15 protein-coding genes are annotated in these 15308 nt (G+C 66.7%); 6 read left to right on the top strand and 9 right to left on the bottom strand.

Annotation, left to right across the window (positions count from 1 at the left end):
- Window positions 1-15: 15 nt before the first annotated feature.
- From OH809_RS21405 to OH809_RS21385, 5 genes are all read right to left on the bottom strand, one after another.
- Window positions 16-372: a hypothetical protein gene (locus OH809_RS21405; protein ID WP_406420858.1), complete on the bottom strand. Its 357-nt coding sequence runs from the start codon at window positions 370-372 to the stop codon at window positions 16-18.
- A gap of 205 nt (window positions 373-577) precedes the next feature.
- Window positions 578-1846, bottom strand: coding sequence for an MFS transporter (locus tag OH809_RS21400; protein ID WP_406420859.1), 1269 nt, complete (start codon window positions 1844-1846; stop codon window positions 578-580).
- Between the two features lie 124 nt (window positions 1847-1970).
- Window positions 1971-3053: an inositol-3-phosphate synthase gene (locus tag OH809_RS21395; protein WP_406515445.1), complete on the bottom strand. Its 1083-nt coding sequence runs from the start codon at window positions 3051-3053 to the stop codon at window positions 1971-1973.
- Window positions 3054-3120: 67 nt separating this feature from the next.
- Complete coding sequence (locus OH809_RS21390) at window positions 3121-3828, bottom strand: helix-turn-helix transcriptional regulator (RefSeq protein ID WP_406420922.1); 708 nt, start codon at window positions 3826-3828, stop codon at window positions 3121-3123.
- A gap of 495 nt (window positions 3829-4323) precedes the next feature.
- Complete coding sequence (locus tag OH809_RS21385) at window positions 4324-4485, bottom strand: hypothetical protein (protein ID WP_406515444.1); 162 nt, start codon at window positions 4483-4485, stop codon at window positions 4324-4326.
- A 153-nt stretch (window positions 4486-4638) separates the two neighbouring features.
- On the opposite strand from OH809_RS21385, the gene OH809_RS21380 reads away from it, so the two are divergent.
- Together OH809_RS21380 and OH809_RS21375 are read left to right on the top strand one after the other, a co-directional pair.
- Window positions 4639-6936 carry a transglycosylase domain-containing protein gene (locus OH809_RS21380; protein WP_406516269.1) on the top strand — a complete coding sequence of 766 codons (2298 nt, stop codon included), beginning with the start codon at window positions 4639-4641 and terminating at the stop codon, window positions 6934-6936.
- 113 nt (window positions 6937-7049) lie between these two features.
- A complete protein-coding gene (locus OH809_RS21375) occupies window positions 7050-8576 on the top strand; it encodes a glycosyltransferase family 87 protein (RefSeq protein ID WP_406420924.1) in 1527 nt (508 codons plus the stop codon).
- 280 nt (window positions 8577-8856) lie between these two features.
- Here OH809_RS21375 and OH809_RS21370 read toward each other — a convergent pair whose 3' ends face one another.
- The 3 genes from OH809_RS21370 to OH809_RS21360 all read right to left on the bottom strand — a co-directional run bounded on the left by OH809_RS21370 (window position 8857) and on the right by OH809_RS21360 (window position 11666).
- The gene (locus OH809_RS21370) at window positions 8857-9888 is read right to left on the bottom strand and encodes an alanine racemase (protein ID WP_406420925.1); all 1032 of its coding nucleotides are present in this window, start codon (window positions 9886-9888) and stop codon (window positions 8857-8859) included.
- A gap of 133 nt (window positions 9889-10021) precedes the next feature.
- Window positions 10022-11140: a lipid II:glycine glycyltransferase FemX gene (locus OH809_RS21365; RefSeq protein ID WP_393297534.1), complete on the bottom strand. Its 1119-nt coding sequence runs from the start codon at window positions 11138-11140 to the stop codon at window positions 10022-10024.
- A 217-nt stretch (window positions 11141-11357) separates the two neighbouring features.
- Window positions 11358-11666, bottom strand: a complete 309-nt coding sequence (locus OH809_RS21360; RefSeq protein ID WP_406420926.1) for a hypothetical protein — start codon at window positions 11664-11666, stop codon at window positions 11358-11360.
- Window positions 11667-11944: 278 nt separating this feature from the next.
- Between OH809_RS21360 and rpsF the strand changes: the two genes are divergently transcribed.
- From rpsF to rplI, 4 genes are all read left to right on the top strand, one after another.
- Window positions 11945-12235 (top strand): 30S ribosomal protein S6, encoded by a 291-nt coding sequence (gene rpsF, locus OH809_RS21355; RefSeq protein WP_406420927.1) that lies wholly within the window; start codon window positions 11945-11947, stop codon window positions 12233-12235.
- A gap of 74 nt (window positions 12236-12309) precedes the next feature.
- Window positions 12310-12924 carry a single-stranded DNA-binding protein gene (locus OH809_RS21350; protein ID WP_376339022.1) on the top strand — a complete coding sequence of 205 codons (615 nt, stop codon included), beginning with the start codon at window positions 12310-12312 and terminating at the stop codon, window positions 12922-12924.
- 43 nt (window positions 12925-12967) lie between these two features.
- Window positions 12968-13204, top strand: coding sequence for a 30S ribosomal protein S18 (rpsR, locus tag OH809_RS21345; RefSeq protein WP_003967857.1), 237 nt, complete (start codon window positions 12968-12970; stop codon window positions 13202-13204).
- Between the two features lie 18 nt (window positions 13205-13222).
- Entirely contained in the window at window positions 13223-13669 is a 447-nt protein-coding gene (gene rplI / locus OH809_RS21340; RefSeq protein ID WP_037702131.1) for a 50S ribosomal protein L9, read from the top strand.
- Between the two features lie 89 nt (window positions 13670-13758).
- Here rplI and OH809_RS21335 read toward each other — a convergent pair whose 3' ends face one another.
- A complete protein-coding gene (locus tag OH809_RS21335) occupies window positions 13759-15096 on the bottom strand; it encodes an MATE family efflux transporter (RefSeq protein WP_406420928.1) in 1338 nt (445 codons plus the stop codon).
- Between the last annotated feature and the right edge of the window lie 212 nt (window positions 15097-15308).

The following is a 15308-nucleotide window of genomic DNA, read 5'->3' as shown; positions in this document are numbered from 1 at the left end:
TGCCCCGGAAGAGGGTCAGCCCGTCGACTTCGTCGGCGTGAGACAGAGAACCACACTGGTCCGGCTTTTACGGCTGCCGGAGGTTTCGGTGTAGGCGACGTACTTCTTGGCATCGCACAGGTCCGTGTCCGTGGTGTCGTCGTGCACCTCGGCCACCTTGTATTTGGCCGCCGACGAGCCGCAGTCAGCCGATGCCATGTCCGGGCTGGTGTTGGAGCCCCTGTTCTGCAGGCAGTCGCCGACCGAGGCGGCCTTGGCGTCCGACTCGAATATCTTGTCCCAGCCGAACTTCAGACCCGCGAGGGCGCCGGGCGCCACCACGATGATGACGATGTTGCGCACCGCCAGGAAAGCCCTCTTGCCACCGGACATGTTCTGAGGCGGCGGGCCCTGTGGGGGCATGCCCTGGGTCGGAGGTCCACCGGGATAGCCGCCGTACGGCTGCTGACCCTGATGCGGCGGATACGGCTGCTGTTGCGGATGGCCGTACGCGGGCCGTTGGGGTGGGTACGGCTGTTGAGGCTGTTGCCCATATGGTCCGTGGATCGCGCGCCGCTCTTCTTTTGACGCGCGCACGCTATAGCACTTCACTGACACGGCTCCACCGGAACATCGTCACGGCGACGATCCCGTAAAGCAGCGCAAGCCCGATCACTACTGTGGCCGATTTCCCGTCAGGAGGCAGTGCCACAGCGGCTACTGCGGCAGCGCCCACAAAGGCCACGTTGAACAGCACGTCGTACAGGGAGAAGACGCGACCGCGGAATGAGTCGTCCACCGCGGTCTGCACCACCGTGTCCGTCGCGATCTTCGTTCCCTGAGTGACGGCTCCGAGGACGAATGCCGCGACCAGCATCGGTCGGGGGGTGAACCACAGCCCGAGCGCGGGTTCGAGGACGGCAGCCGTGGCGGCGCACGTCGCCATCCAGCGGAACCGGCCGAGTCGTCCAACCGCCCAGGGCGTCAGCACGGCCGCCGCGAAGAATCCCGCCCCAGAGGCGCCCACGGCCAGTCCGAGCAGGGCCAGACCGCCGGATTCGCTGTCGGACCAGGCGTACCGGCACAGCATCAGCACCATCACGGTCAGCGCCCCGTAGCAGAACCGGATCACTGTCATGGCGGCCAGTGCCCGTGCGGCGTCCGTCCGTTCCGCTAGATGGCGCAGCCCGCCGACGAGTCCGTGCGCGGTGGTGGCCAGCGCGTCCCTCAGCCGGATAGGACTGCCGTTCGTATCCGGTCCGAGGAGTTGGGTGGCAAGGCGCAGGGAGGCCAGTGCCGAGGCGAGGTAGAGCCCCGCGCCCAGCAGCACGACTGCGGCATCCGAGTCCGCAGCCACGAGGCGTACGGCGAAGGCGAGGCCGCCGCCCGCCGTGGCGGCGAGCGTGCCCGCGGTCGGCGAGAGCGAGTTGGCCATGACCAGCCGGTCCCTGTCGACGACCCGCGGCAGCGCGGCCGAGAGTCCCGCCAGCACAAAGCGGTTCACTGCGGTGACGCACAGCGCGGAGGCGTAGAAGAGCCAGTCGGGTGCGGTGCCGAGGATCAGCAGGGCGGTGCAGCAGGCGAGGGCTGCGCGCAGCAGATTGCCGTATAGGAAGACTTGGCGGCGCGGCCAGCGGTCCAGTAGGACGCCGGCGAAAGGGCCGATGAGCGAGTACGGCAGCAGCAGCACAGCCATCGCGGAGGCGATGGCCGCCGCCGATGTCTGCTTCTCCGGGGAGAAGACGACATGCGCGGCGAGGGCGACCTGATAGACGCCGTCGGCAGACTGGGAGAGGAGCCGTACGGCCAGCAGACGACGGAAGTTCCGAAGGCGCAGGAGTACGCGCAGATCACGTACGACGGGCATGTGGGCAAGGGTCACATACGTTGAGGGTCCCCGGGCGGATTGCCCGGGGACCCTCAACGAGGCGGAAGGGGAGAAGCGTTGCCGCTCATCGCACTGCCGCGGTTACACGCCGTTGCCGGTCGTGTCAGCTCTCGACGTCGCCGTTGATGAACTTCTCGACGTTCTCGCGGGCCTCGTCGTCGAAGTACTGGACCGGCGGGGACTTCATGAAGTAGGAGGACGCGGAGAGGATCGGGCCACCGATGCCACGGTCCTTGGCGATCTTCGCGGCGCGCACGGCGTCGATGATGACGCCGGCGGAGTTCGGGGAGTCCCAGACCTCGAGCTTGTACTCCAGGTTCAGCGGAACGTCACCGAAGGCGCGGCCCTCGAGGCGCACGTACGCCCACTTGCGGTCGTCCAGCCAGGCCACGTAGTCCGACGGACCGATGTGGACGTTGTCCGCACCGAGTTCGCGGTCACGGATCTGGGAGGTGACGGCCTGCGTCTTGGAGATCTTCTTGGACTCCAGGCGCTCACGCTCGAGCATGTTCTTGAAGTCCATGTTGCCGCCGACGTTCAGCTGCATCGTGCGGTCCAGGATGACACCCCGGTCCTCGAAGAGCTTCGCCATCACGCGGTGCGTGATGGTGGCGCCGACCTGGGACTTGATGTCGTCGCCGACGATCGGGACACCGGCCTCGGTGAACCTGTCCGCCCACTCCTTGGTGCCGGCGATGAAGACCGGGAGGGCGTTGACGAACGCGACCTTGGCGTCGATGGCGCACTGCGCGTAGAACTTCGCAGCGACCTCGGAACCGACGGGCAGGTAGCAGACGAGGACGTCGACCTGCTGGTCCTTGAGGACCTGGACGATGTCGACCGGGGCCTCGGTGGACTCCTCGATGGTCTGGCGGTAGTACTTGCCCAGGCCGTCGTGGGTGTGGCCGCGCTGGACGGTCACGCCGGTGTTCGGAACGTCGGCGATCTTGATGGTGTTGTTCTCGCTGGCACCGATGGCGTCCGCGAGGTCGAGGCCGACCTTCTTCGCGTCGACATCGAAGGCGGCGACGAACTCGACGTCACGCACGTGGTACTCGCCGAACTGGACGTGCATCAGACCGGGCACCTTGCCGGCCGGATCGGCGTCCTTGTAGTACTCGACGCCCTGCACCAGCGAGGCGGCGCAGTTGCCCACGCCGACGATGGCTACGCGAACCGAACCCATTCCGGTTGCTCCCTGTGTTGTGTGTTCTTGGTAATTCCGATGAAGGCCCTGCGGAAGTGCCGGGACTTCACTTGGCGGTGTCGTCGGACGGATCCGGCGGGGTATGACCCCGGTGCCGGGGCAGGCCGTCCGTCTCCCCTGCTGTGTTCTGCCGAGCGGAGCCCTCGGGCGAGGATCGTCGCTGATCCCGTCCCGACCGCTCGCTCTCGATGAGCTCGTTCAGCCAGCGCACTTCGCGCTCCACGGATTCCATGCCGTGTCGCTGCAGCTCAAGCGTGTAGTCGTCGAGTCGTTCGCGGGTGCGTGCCAGAGAGGCGCGCATCTTCTCCAGGCGCTCCTCCAGCCGGCTGCGGCGGCCTTCCAGTACGCGCATCCGCACCTCGTGCTCCGTCTGTCCGAAGAAGGCGAAGCGGGCTGCGAAGTGCTCGTCCTCCCAGGAGTCGGGGCCGGTGTGCGAGAGCAGCTCCTCGAAGTGCTCCTTACCTTCTGCCGTCAGCCGGTAGACGATCTTGGCGCGGCGTCCTGCCAGTGAAGAGGAAGGGGCGACCGCACGTCCGCCGACGGGCGGGACCTCTGCCGGACCGTTTCCCGGTTCCTCGATCAACCAGCCGCTGGCTACCAGCGTCTTGAGACAGGGGTAGAGGGTGCCGTAGCTGAAGGCGCGGAAGATCCCCAACGAGGTGTTGAGGCGTTTGCGCAGCTCGTACCCGTGCATGGGGGATTCGCGGAGCAGACCGAGTACGGCGAATTCGAGGATGCCCGAGCGTCTGCTCAACTTCGCCTCCCCCTTCTCCGAGTGCCCTCGCGGAGCCCTATGCCGAGCTGATGTATCGACTCGATACATCATGACGATAGATCGCTCACCGCGATGCGACAAGGGGGGGCATCGTGAACGGCGTCACATCGCCAATTCGTAGGAAGCGACTTGCGTGATTTGGGGTGAACTTGGGCCCTAGGTGGGTTTTGACCGTGCGTAGTCTGTGCGGCATGCAGACCACCGGGAACCGCGCGACGCCCCCGAGCGTCAGTCGTCGCGGACTGACCGGACGCACTGCGGATGAGCCTGTCGCAGGGTCCGTCCGTAATTCGGGGGACCGGATCTCAACTGCCGCTTCCAGGCGCTCTCGCCTGCCCGAGGAGTAGTCGTTCGATGAGCGAGCACCGTCGCAAGACGCAGCAACCGCAAGGTGGCGGGCGTGCCGCGACCAGACGAGCCGCCCAGCAGTCCGCAGGACGCCGCGCAGCTCCGTCACGCGGAGTAACTAATGAGTCACCTTCCGGTTCGTACGACGACGAGAGTCCGTACGGCGGGCGTGCCGCGGCCAGACGAGCCGCGCAGCGTGGAAGCGGGAGCCGGCGTGCCGCCGAGGGAGGTGGCGCGGGTCATGGCGGCGGCGGTGGCCGACGCCGCGGTGGTGGCGGCGACGGGCACGAGGGTCCTGGCCGGGGCCGCGGGCGCGGTAATCAGCCTCCCGTCAAGAAGCGCTTCATCGACTACCCGCGCGCCGGCAAGTACGGAGCGCGGCGCTGGGTGCCGTCCTGGAAGCTGGTCTCCGGCCTGTGCATCGGCTTCCTCGGCCTTCTCATGGGCCTCGGCGGTATCGCGTACGCGATGGTCGGGAAACCCAGTGTGAAGGCTGCGGCCCAGGCGGAGAACAACGTCTACTACTGGGCCGACGGGAGGCAGATGATCGCCACGGGCGGTGAGGCCAACCGTCAGATCATCGATTACGAGCAGATCCCCGAGGCCATGCGGAACGCCGTCATCTCGGCGGAGAACAAGTCGTTCGACACCGACAGTGGCATCGACCCGATGGGTATCGCCCGGGCCTTCTACAACATGGCCAAGGGCGGACAGACCCAGGGCGGCTCGACGATCACCCAGCAGTACGTGAAGAACTCGCGTCTCTCTCAGGAGCAGACCCTGAGCCGGAAGTTCGAAGAGCTCTTCATCACGATCAAGGTCGGCAAGACGGAGACTAAGCGGACTGTCATGGCTGGCTACCTGAACATCTCGTATTACGGGCGAGGCGCATCGGGGATCCAGGCCGCGGCACGTACGTACTACGGCAAGGACGCCAAGAAGCTCAATGCAAGCGAGTGCGCCTTCCTGGCCACCCTGCTGAAGGGCCCGACCTACTTCGACCCGGCCGGCGTTACCGAGGCTGACCCCAAGGAGGCGACCCCTGCGAAGAACAAGGATCGGGCGGAGAAGCGCTGGCGCTGGATCCTCGACGAGGAGGTGAAGGACGGGCGGATGACCCAGAAGGAGCGCGCCAAGTACACAGAGTTCCCCATGCCGGATCCGCCGAAGCAGAACGCGCAGCTGGGCGGTCAGACCGGCTATCTCGTGTCCCTCGCCCGGAAGACCTTCCTCAACAACAACAAGGACGTCACCCCGGAAAAGCTTGCCCTGGGCGGCTACGAGATCCACACCACCTTCGACGAGAAAAAGGTCAAGGCGCTCAACGCCGCGGTCAAGAAGGTCTACGACCGCAAGATCAAGCCGAAGCAGCGCCCCAAGACGGACACGCACGTCCAGTTCGGCGGCGCTTCGGTGGATCCGAAAACCGGCGCCATTCTCGCGATCTACGGTGGTCAGGACGCGACGCAGCACTACACCAACAACGCCGACACCACCGGTGCGCAGGTCGGTTCGACCTTCAAGCCGTTCGTGCTGACTGCCGCGATGGAGTACGGCAAGCGTGACCCGAAAGGCACGGCGGATCAGGACGAATCGCAGCGCACGAAGGTCTCCCCGAAGAGCATCTACAACGCCGACGACCGGCTGAAGATCAAGAAATACAACGGTGAGATCTGGACCGACGAGAACGGCAAGGAGTGGCTGCAGAGCAACGACGGCCATGAGTCAAGGGGGAACATCACCCTTCGCGAGGCCATGCAGTGGTCCGCCAACTCCCCGTACGTCCAGCTCGGTATGGACGTCGGCACCGACAAGGTGAAGGACGTTGCCGTCGCCGCAGGCCTGCGCGACGACGACTCGATGGCCGACTCGACCGTTCCGTCGTTCTCCATCGGTACGTCCCAGCCCAGCGCGATCCGGATGGCTGGGGCCTACGGCACCTTCGCCGACAGCGGGATGCAGCACGACCCGTACTCCGTCGAGGAGGTCAAGTACCGCGGCGACATCATCTATCAGCACACGAAGGTTCCCAAGCGCGCCTTCACCGATGCCGTCGCCGACAACGTCACCGACGTCCTGAAGAACGTCGTCGAGAAGGGGACCGGCACGCCTGCCCAGCTCCCCGGCCGTGACGTGGCGGGCAAGACGGGTACGACGGACGACAACAAGTCCGCCTGGTTCGTGGGGTACACCCCGCAGCTGTCGACCGCCATCAGCATGTTCCGGTACGACGACAACGAGAAGCACACCAACCGTAAGTTCGAGAAGATGTACGGCACGGGTGGCGAGGAGACGATCCACGGTGCCTCGTTCCCGGCCCAGATCTGGCACGACTACATGGCCGACGCGCTGAAGGGGAAGGACGTCCTGACCTTCCCGAAGCCGGAGCCGTGGGGCGAGACGCTCTACGGGGGCGGCGCGCCGAGCCCTTCGCCGACGCCGAGCATCGTGCCTTCGGAGACCCCCTCCAGCACGCCGTCCACGACACCTTCGATGACGCCCTCCTCCCCCACGCCCGACCCCAGCGGCAGCTGCGGGGCTTGGGACTGGAACTGCCAGAACAGCAACGGAGGCAGCAACGGAGGCAACAACGGAGGCAACTCGGCCGTTAGCGGCGGAGGTGGATCTCCCAATCCGACCGACGGGACTACGTCTCCGGATACCTCGTCGGGCGGCGGGGGCAACGGGAACGGCAACGGGAACGGGAACGGCGGTCTCTTCGGAGGCCCGACCGGATAGCGCCCGAACGGCAGGCCAATAGGCCCAGTCGGAAGAAGGCCACCAGGGCCGCCACACCACTCGGTGCGGCGGCCCTCGCCGATTCCACAGTCCCGTACGGCAGGATGTGCGGCATGCCAAGCGCAGAAGACACGAGCGTGCACCAGGAACGGCCCGTCGTTCGGCCCACGCACCAGGACGAGATCGCCGCGGCCGGCAGTGAGCTGATCGGCGGGCGGTCGGGGCGCTGGGCGCGGCTCGGCTCCGGCCCCCTCGCGCCTGTGCGTGTCGTCGCGCTGGTGGCGATCGGGATGTTCGCGCTCGGCATGGTGCAGAAAGTGCCTTGCTACAACTGGGCGTGGTTCAGGGGCGCCAGCTCGCAGTACACGCATGCTTGCTACTCCGACATTCCGCACCTCTTCGTCGGACGTGGTTTCGCGGACGGTCTCGTGCCGTACTTCGACCGGCTGAGCGGCGACATGCAGTACCTGGAGTACCCCGTCCTGACCGGGGTGTTCATGCAGGTCGCGGCCTGGCTGACGCCCGGCGGCTCCATTCAGTACCGCGAGCAGATGTACTGGATGGTCAACGCGGGCATGTTGTTGATCTGCACCGCGGTCATGGCGGTGTGTGTCGCCCGTACGCACCGGCGCCGTCCGTGGGACGGGCTGCTGGTCGCCCTCGCGCCGGCCTTCGCACTCACCGCGACGATCAACTGGGACCTGCTGGCCGTCGCGCTGACAGCCGCGGCGATGCTCATGTGGTCCCGGCAGCGGACGCTGGCGTTCGGCATCCTCATCGGCCTCGCCACGGCCGCGAAGCTCTATCCCGTACTCCTGCTGGGGCCGGTCTTCGTGCTCTGCTGGCGGGCGGGTAAATGGCGGGAGTTCTTCGTGGCGACACTTGGCGCGGCCGCATCATGGCTGGTGGTGAACCTGCCGGTGATGGTGTTCGCACCCGAGGGGTGGAAGAAGTTCTACACATTCAGCCACGACCGGCCGCTCGACTTCGGCTCGTTCTGGCTGATCATCTCGCAGCGCACCGGCATTTCCATCCCGGTAGACACGGTGAACACCGCATCGACGCTGCTGATGCTCTTCTTCTGCGTATGCATCCTGGTGCTGACGCTGATGGCCCCGCGCCGGCCCCGTTTCGCACAGCTGGTCCTTCTTGTCGTCGCGGCGTTCATTCTCACCAACAAGGTCTACTCGCCGCAGTACGTGCTGTGGCTGATCCCCCTTGCCGCGCTGGCCAGGCCGCGGTGGCGGGACTTCCTGATCTGGCAGGCGTGCGAGGTCATGTACTTCCTCGGGATCTGGATGTACCTCGCGTACACGACGAGCGGCGACAAGCACCAGGGACTGCCGACGGAGGGCTACCAGGTGGCGATCGCCCTGCACCTCCTGGGCACGCTGTACCTCTGCGCCGTCGTCGTACGGGACATTCTGATGCCGGAGCGGGACGTCGTACGCAGGGACGGTTCGGACGATCCGTCGGGCGGGGTGTTCGACGGTGCCGAGGACGTCTTCGTGCTGGGGCATGCGGCGGCGCATCCGCCGCGGCACGCGGCACCCACGGTCGAGGGGCCGCGGGTGGAGTGGGGTGCGGCGCACGGGCCGGTCACGGACCGAACAGGGTCACATGGGCCGGCCGCGGACTGAACAGGGCCTCGTCAAGGGCGCGAAACCCTTGGCGAGGCCCTGGCCCCATCGGTCGTGGGGGCCGGTCGTCGCGCCGCCCGGCCCGGTGTCCAGTGCCCCTCCCGGCAGGCTTTGCCCCGTCGCGCCCGCTCGCCGCGTTGGCCGGAAGTCCTGGTAGCTCCTTCCTCAAGCTCTCAACTTCGTTCGAGCAGGGGAGACCCCACTCAAGGACTTCCGGCCGCCTTGCGACCGCACGCACTGGACGACGCTCCTCACGGGGCAAACACTGCCGGTCACGGCACTAGCGGTCGACGAGGCGGTCGAACTGGGTGGTCGTGTGGCGCAGATGTGCCACCAGTTCGTCGCCGACCTTCGGTTCCTGTGCGTCCGCGGGCACGAACAGGATCGACACCTGCATGTGGGGCGGCTCGGCGAACCAGCGCTGCTTGCCGGCCCAGACGAAGGGCGACAGATTCCGGTTGACGGTGGCCAGGCCCGCGCGGGCGACGCCTTTGGCGCGCGGCATCACGCCGTGCAGCGCCTTCGGGGCCTCCAGGCCCACGCCGTGCGACGTACCGCCGGCGACGACCACCAGCCAGCCGTCGGAGGCGGCCTTCTGCTGGCGGTAGCCGAAACGGTCCCCCTTGGCGACGGGCGTGACGTCGAGGACGGCACCCCGGTACTCCGTCGCCTCGTGGTCGCCGAGCCACAGCCGTGTGCCGATCCGCGCGCGGAAGCGGGTCTGCGGGAACTGCTGCTGCAGCCGGGCCTGTTCCTCGGCGCGCAGATGGCTGACGAAAATGGTGTGCAGCGGCAGCCGGGCGGCGCGAAGGCGGTCCATCCAGCCGATGACCTCCTCGACCGCGTCCGAGCCGTCGGTGCGGTCCAGCGGCAGGTGCAGCGCGAAGCCTTCGAGACGTACGTCCTCGATGGCGGCGTGCAGCTGCCCCAGCTCCTCCTCCTTGACGCCGTGACGCTTCATCGAGCTCATGCACTCGATGACGACCCGGGCGCCCACCAACGCGTGCACGCCGTCCACGGAGGAGACCGACCGGATGACGCGGTCGGGCAGCGGCACGGGCTCCTCACCCCGCCGGAACGGGGTGAGGACCAGCAGATCGCCGCTGAACCAGTCCTTTATGCGCGCTGCCTCGTAGGTGGTGCCGACGGCGAGTGTGTCGGAGCCGAAGCGGATCGCCTCGTCTGCGAGTCGCTCGTGACCGAAGCCGTATCCGTTGCCCTTGCAGACCGGGACGAGCCCGGGGAACTGGTCGAGGACGGATTTCTGGTGCGCCCGCCAGCGCGCGGTGTCGACGTAGAGGGAGAGCGCCATGGCCGGTCCGGAACCTTTCTGGTGGCTGCGGTGTATCAGAGGTATGTGGAGCTTGTCGAAGTGTCTGAGCCTGTCGGCCTGCCTGCCGGCCGGCCTGGTGAAGCGCTCATTGAAACGGATGATGCCGGTTTCGTCAGCGGCGCGACATGTACATGTCCAGCGCCTTGTGCAGCAGCTTGTTGAGCGGGAAGTCCCACTCGCCGACGTACTCGACGGCTTCGCCGCCGGTGCCGACCTTGAACTGGATCAGGCCGAAGAGGTGGTCGGTCTCGTCGAGCGAGTCGCTGATGCCGCGCAGGTCGTAGACAGTGGCGCCCATCGCGTAGGAATCGCGCAACATCCGCCACTGCATGGCGTTCGAAGGCCGTACCTCGCGTCCGATGTTGTCGGACGCGCCGTACGAGTACCAGACGTGCCCACCGACGACGAGCATCGTCGCCGCGGAGAGGTTCACCCCGTTGTGGCGCGCGAAATACAACCGCATGCGATTCGGGTCCTCGGAGTTGAGGACGGTCCACATGCGCTGGAAGTAGGAGAGGGGACGTGGCCTGAAGTGGTCGCGCACAGCGGTGATCTCGTACAGCCGCTGCCATTCGGCGAGGTCCTCGTAACTGCCCTGGACCACCTCGACGCCGGCCTTCTCCGCCTTCTTGATGTTGCGCCGCCACAGCTGGTTGAAGCCCTTGAGAACGTCTTCGAGCGAGCGGTTCGCCAGTGGCACCTGGAAGACGTAGCGCGGCTGCACGTCACCGAAGCCGGCGCCGCCGTCCTCGCCCTGCTGCCAGCCCATCTTCCGCAGCCGGTCCGAGACTTCGAAAGCACGCGGCTCGATGTGCGTGGCCTCGACGTCGCGCAGGCGCTTCACGTCGGGGTCCTGGATACCGGACTTGATGGCGGCTGCGTCCCAGCGGCGGATGACGACCGGCGGGCCCATCTTTACCGAGAAGGCGCCCTGTTGCTTGAGATGCGCGAGCATCGGCTGCAGCCAGTCGTCGAGGTTCGGCGCGTACCAGTTGATGACCGGGCCCTCGGGGAGGTACGCGAGATACCGCTTGATCTTTGGGAGTTGGCGGTACAGCACCAGGGCGGCGCCCACGATCTCGCCGCTCTTGTCAAACCAGCCCAGGTTCTCCGAACGCCATTCGGTCTTCACATCCGCCCACGCCGGGACCTGGCAGTGACTGGCCGACGGCAGACTCTGGATGTACGCCAGATGCTGCTCTCGGCTGATGGTCCTCAGGGTCAGGCTCATGCGGGGCGCTCCTCGGCAGGTGTGTCCCCATCGGTCAGGGGCTCCGGCTCTCGCGCCGAAGCCTACTGCGACCGGGGAGCGCGTCGTCTGGCCCTGTCGGACCTTGTCGGCCAGGTGAGTCCCGGCTGTCCGCCCTCGGGGGGTCTGGACGACCCCCCGAGGGGATGTGGGTGGACTTGCCGGGACCGGCGTCCGGAGGTGTCCGGGACAGGCGCGGCTACAGGCCGCCGAAGAGACCGCCGTGGGCCATTCCCAGGTAGAACCCGATGGCGGACGCGCCTATACCGAGGATCAGCGGGAACCTCTCGCGGGTGGTCACCGAGATGTACTGCCCGTATGCACCCGTGAGGATCCCGACGAGCCCGGCCCACGAGCTGATCAGATGCAGGCTGTGGAACATCGCCGTCACGAAGGCGATAAGACCGAGGGCCACGGTTACCGCCACCAGAGTGTCCTGGAGCGGATGGGGCCTGCCGTCCGTAGCGAGAAGGGAAACGGGGGGGCGGGTTCGCGTTGTCTGTGCCATGGAGCACCTCCTGGCCGAAAAGGCGGCGCACCATGGCGCCGCTCACACCCGATGTGTACAGATTGCGTCTCCTGAGCACCGGATTTCAACCGGAAGCCGGTGTGCGGGTACTCTGTACGGTCTGCACCGGTGTCTGCCCAAGCCAGCACGGCAGCCCTCCTCGGATGGGGGCGTTGTCAGTGGCGGCTGTTTTACTTGGAGACACTGTTGCTTACGCATCACGACCCTCCTGCCACGGAACGACCGTGGCCGCTGAGTCCAAAGGAGGTGGGTTCCACATGCGTCACTACGAGGTGATGGTCATCCTCGACCCCGATCTCGAGGAGCGCGCTGTCTCCCCGCTGATCGAGAACTTCCTCTCCGTCGTCCGTGAGGGCAACGGAAAGGTTGAGAAGGTCGACACCTGGGGCCGTCGTCGTCTCGCTTACGAGATCAAGAAGAAGCCCGAGGGCATCTACTCGGTCATTGACCTGCAGGCCGAGCCTGTGGTCGTCAAGGAGCTCGACCGCCAGATGAACCTGAACGAGTCGGTCCTCCGGACCAAGGTCCTCCGTCCCGAGATCCACTGAGCATCTAGCTCAGCGGTCATCGGGTTCGAGTAGCAGCAAGCAGCCAGAAGCAATCCCCGCCGAGAGGTTCACCCATGGCAGGCGAGACCGTCATCACGGTCGTCGGCAATCTCGTCGACGACCCCGAGCTGCGTTTCACCCCGTCCGGTGCGGCGGTCGCGAAGTTCCGTGTCGCGTCCACTCCCCGCATCTTCGACCGGCAGACCAATGAGTGGAAGGACGGCGAAGGCCTGTTCCTCACCTGCTCGGTCTGGCGGCAGGCGGCGGAGAACGTCGCCGAGTCGCTCCAGCGAGGCATGCGCGTTGTCGTGCAGGGCCGGCTGAAGCAGCGGTCGTACGAAGACCGCGAAGGCGTGAAGCGCACGGTCTATGAGCTGGATGTCGAGGAAGTCGGCCCCAGTCTCAAGAGCGCCACGGCCAAGGTCACCAAGACCACCGGTCGCGGTGGCCAGGGCGGCCAGGGTGGTTACGGCGGTGGCCAGCAGGGCGGCGGCAACTGGGGCGGCGGTCCCGGTGGCGGCGGCCAGCAGGGCGGCGGCGGTGCTCCCGCCGACGACCCGTGGGCCACCAGCGCGCCGGCCGGCGGCCAGCAAGGCGGGGGTCAGCAGGGCGGCGGGGGCGGTTGGGGCGGAAGCTCCGGCGGCTCCGGCGGCTCCGGCGGCGGCTACTCGGACGAGCCTCCCTTCTAGGGCAGCTCGTACCCCCACTTCTTGATCACACAGGAGAAACACCATGGCGAAGCCGCCTGTGCGCAAGCCTAAGAAGAAGGTCTGCGCTTTCTGCAAGGACAAGACCCAGTACGTGGACTACAAGGACACGAACATGCTGCGGAAGTTCATTTCCGACCGCGGCAAGATCCGTGCCCGCCGCGTAACCGGCAACTGCACGCAGCACCAGCGTGACGTCGCCACGGCAGTCAAGAACAGCCGTGAGATGGCGCTGCTGCCCTACACGTCCACCGCGCGATAAGGGAAGGGTGACCGAATAATGAAGATCATCCTCACCCACGAGGTCTCCGGCCTCGGCGCTGCAGGCGACGTCGTCGACGTCAAGGACGGGTACGCCCGTAACTACCTGGTTCCGCGTGGCTTTGCCATCCGCTGGACCAAGGGTGGCGAGAAGGACGTGGCGCAGATCCGCCGCGCCCGCAAGATCCACGAGATCGCGACGATCGAGCAGGCCAACGAGGTCAAGGCCAAGCTTGAGGCCGTGAAGGTTCGTCTGGCCGTTCGCTCCGGCGACGCCGGCCGTCTCTTCGGCTCCGTCACCCCGGCCGACATCGCTTCGGCGATCAAGGCTGCCGGTGGCCCGGACGTCGACAAGCGTCGCGTCGAGCTCGGCTCGCCGATTAAGACGCTCGGCGGGCACCAGGTGTCCGTGCGTCTGCACCCCGAGGTTGCGGCGAAGCTCGGCATCGAGGTCGTTGCTGCCTAAGGGCACAGCTCACCAGAGCAAGTGAAGGGCCGCACCCCGCGGGTGCGGCCCTTTGCTGTTTCACGTGAAACAGGATTGACGGTCGCTGCTCAGCGGGTAGCTCCGGTGACGATCCACTTGCCCGAGCGTGTGCGCAGCCAGAGCGTCACCATGCGGACTGTCATCATCAGCGCCATTGCCCACCACAGAGCAGTCAGGCCCCCACCGTAGGTGGGCACGAGCAGGGCGACCGGGGCGAAGACGGCCAGGGTGATCAGCATGGCCCAGGCGAGGTACCGACCGTCTCCGGCGCCCATCAGCACGCCGTCCAGCACGAAGACCACGCCGGCGATCGGCTGGCACACGGCCGCCACCAGCAAGGCGGGGAGCAGGATGCTCTGCACGTCCTGGTCGCCGGTGAACAAGGGGATGAACAAGGGACGTGCGAGCACGATCAGTGCCCCGAGCACCACGCCTGAGGCAATGCCCCACTGCACCATGCGGCGGCACGCCTCGCGTGCGCCCTCGGTGTCATTTGCCCCGAGGTAGCGGCCGATGATGGCTTGCCCGGCGATCGCAATGGCGTCGAGAGCGAAGGCCATCAGACTCCACAGGGAGAGAATGATCTGGTGGGCGGCGATATCGGTGTCGCCCAGGCGTGCGGCGACGGCGGTGGCGATCATCAGGACGCCGCGGAGCGACAGCGTACGAACCAGCAGGGGGACGCCTGCCTGGGCGCTGGCCCTGATCCCTGCCGTGTCGGGGCGCAACGATGCGCCGTGTCGGCGCGCTCCCCGTACCACCACGATCAGATAGGCCGAGGCCATGCCAACCTGGGCGATCACGGTGCCCCAGGCCGATCCGGCGATACCGAGACCGGCGCCGTAGACAAGCCCCGCGTTGAGGGTTCCGTTGGCCGCGAAACCACCGATGGCGACGTACAGCGGGGTCCTGGTGTCCTGCAGGCCACGGAGCACGCCGGTAGCGGCCATGACTATGAGCATGGCGGGGATACCGAGGCTGGAGATCCGTAGATAGGTGGTGGCGTACGGCGCGGCGGTGTCGGAGGCGCCAAAGATTTCGACGAGCCAGGGGGCAGAGGGCAGCGCCACGGCGATGACGGCGATGCCGAGGAGCAGCGCCAGCCAGATGCCGTCCATGCCCTGCCGTATTGCGGAGGCGAGATCGCCGGCACCTACGCGTCGCGCGACCGCTGCCGTGGTGGCATAGGCGAGGAAGACGAAAATGCTCACGGCGGTGGTCAGCAGAGCCGCGGCGACACCCAGGCCGGCTAGTTGCGGTGTGCCGAGGTGGCCGACGATGGCGCTGTCGACCATGACGAAGAGCGGCTCGGCGACGAGCGCGCCGAAGGCGGGGACGGCGAGTGCGACGATCTCGCGATCGTGCCGTCGACGGCTGGAATGCGAGGTCGCGGTGGCCTGAGGCATGAGGGCAATCTAATCTTCCACAGGTAACGGATGCAACGGCGTAGTAGTCCTTACATTTAATGGCGCCGAGTGTTCTCCTGTGTGCGGTTTGCCGTGATCTTGTGCCGACTCGGAAAGTTTTTCTCCCCCACAGGCCGTGGATGGAGAAAGCCCAGGTCAGAGCTGCGGTCGGGGTGGTGTTATGAGTTTGTCCACAGTGCTGTCCCCTGCTC

Origin of the sequence: Streptomyces sp. NBC_00873, from assembly GCF_045207415.1 — a bacterium.
Taxonomy (GTDB): domain Bacteria; phylum Actinomycetota; class Actinomycetes; order Streptomycetales; family Streptomycetaceae; genus Streptomyces.
This window is presented reverse-complemented; position numbering and strand designations above follow the sequence as displayed.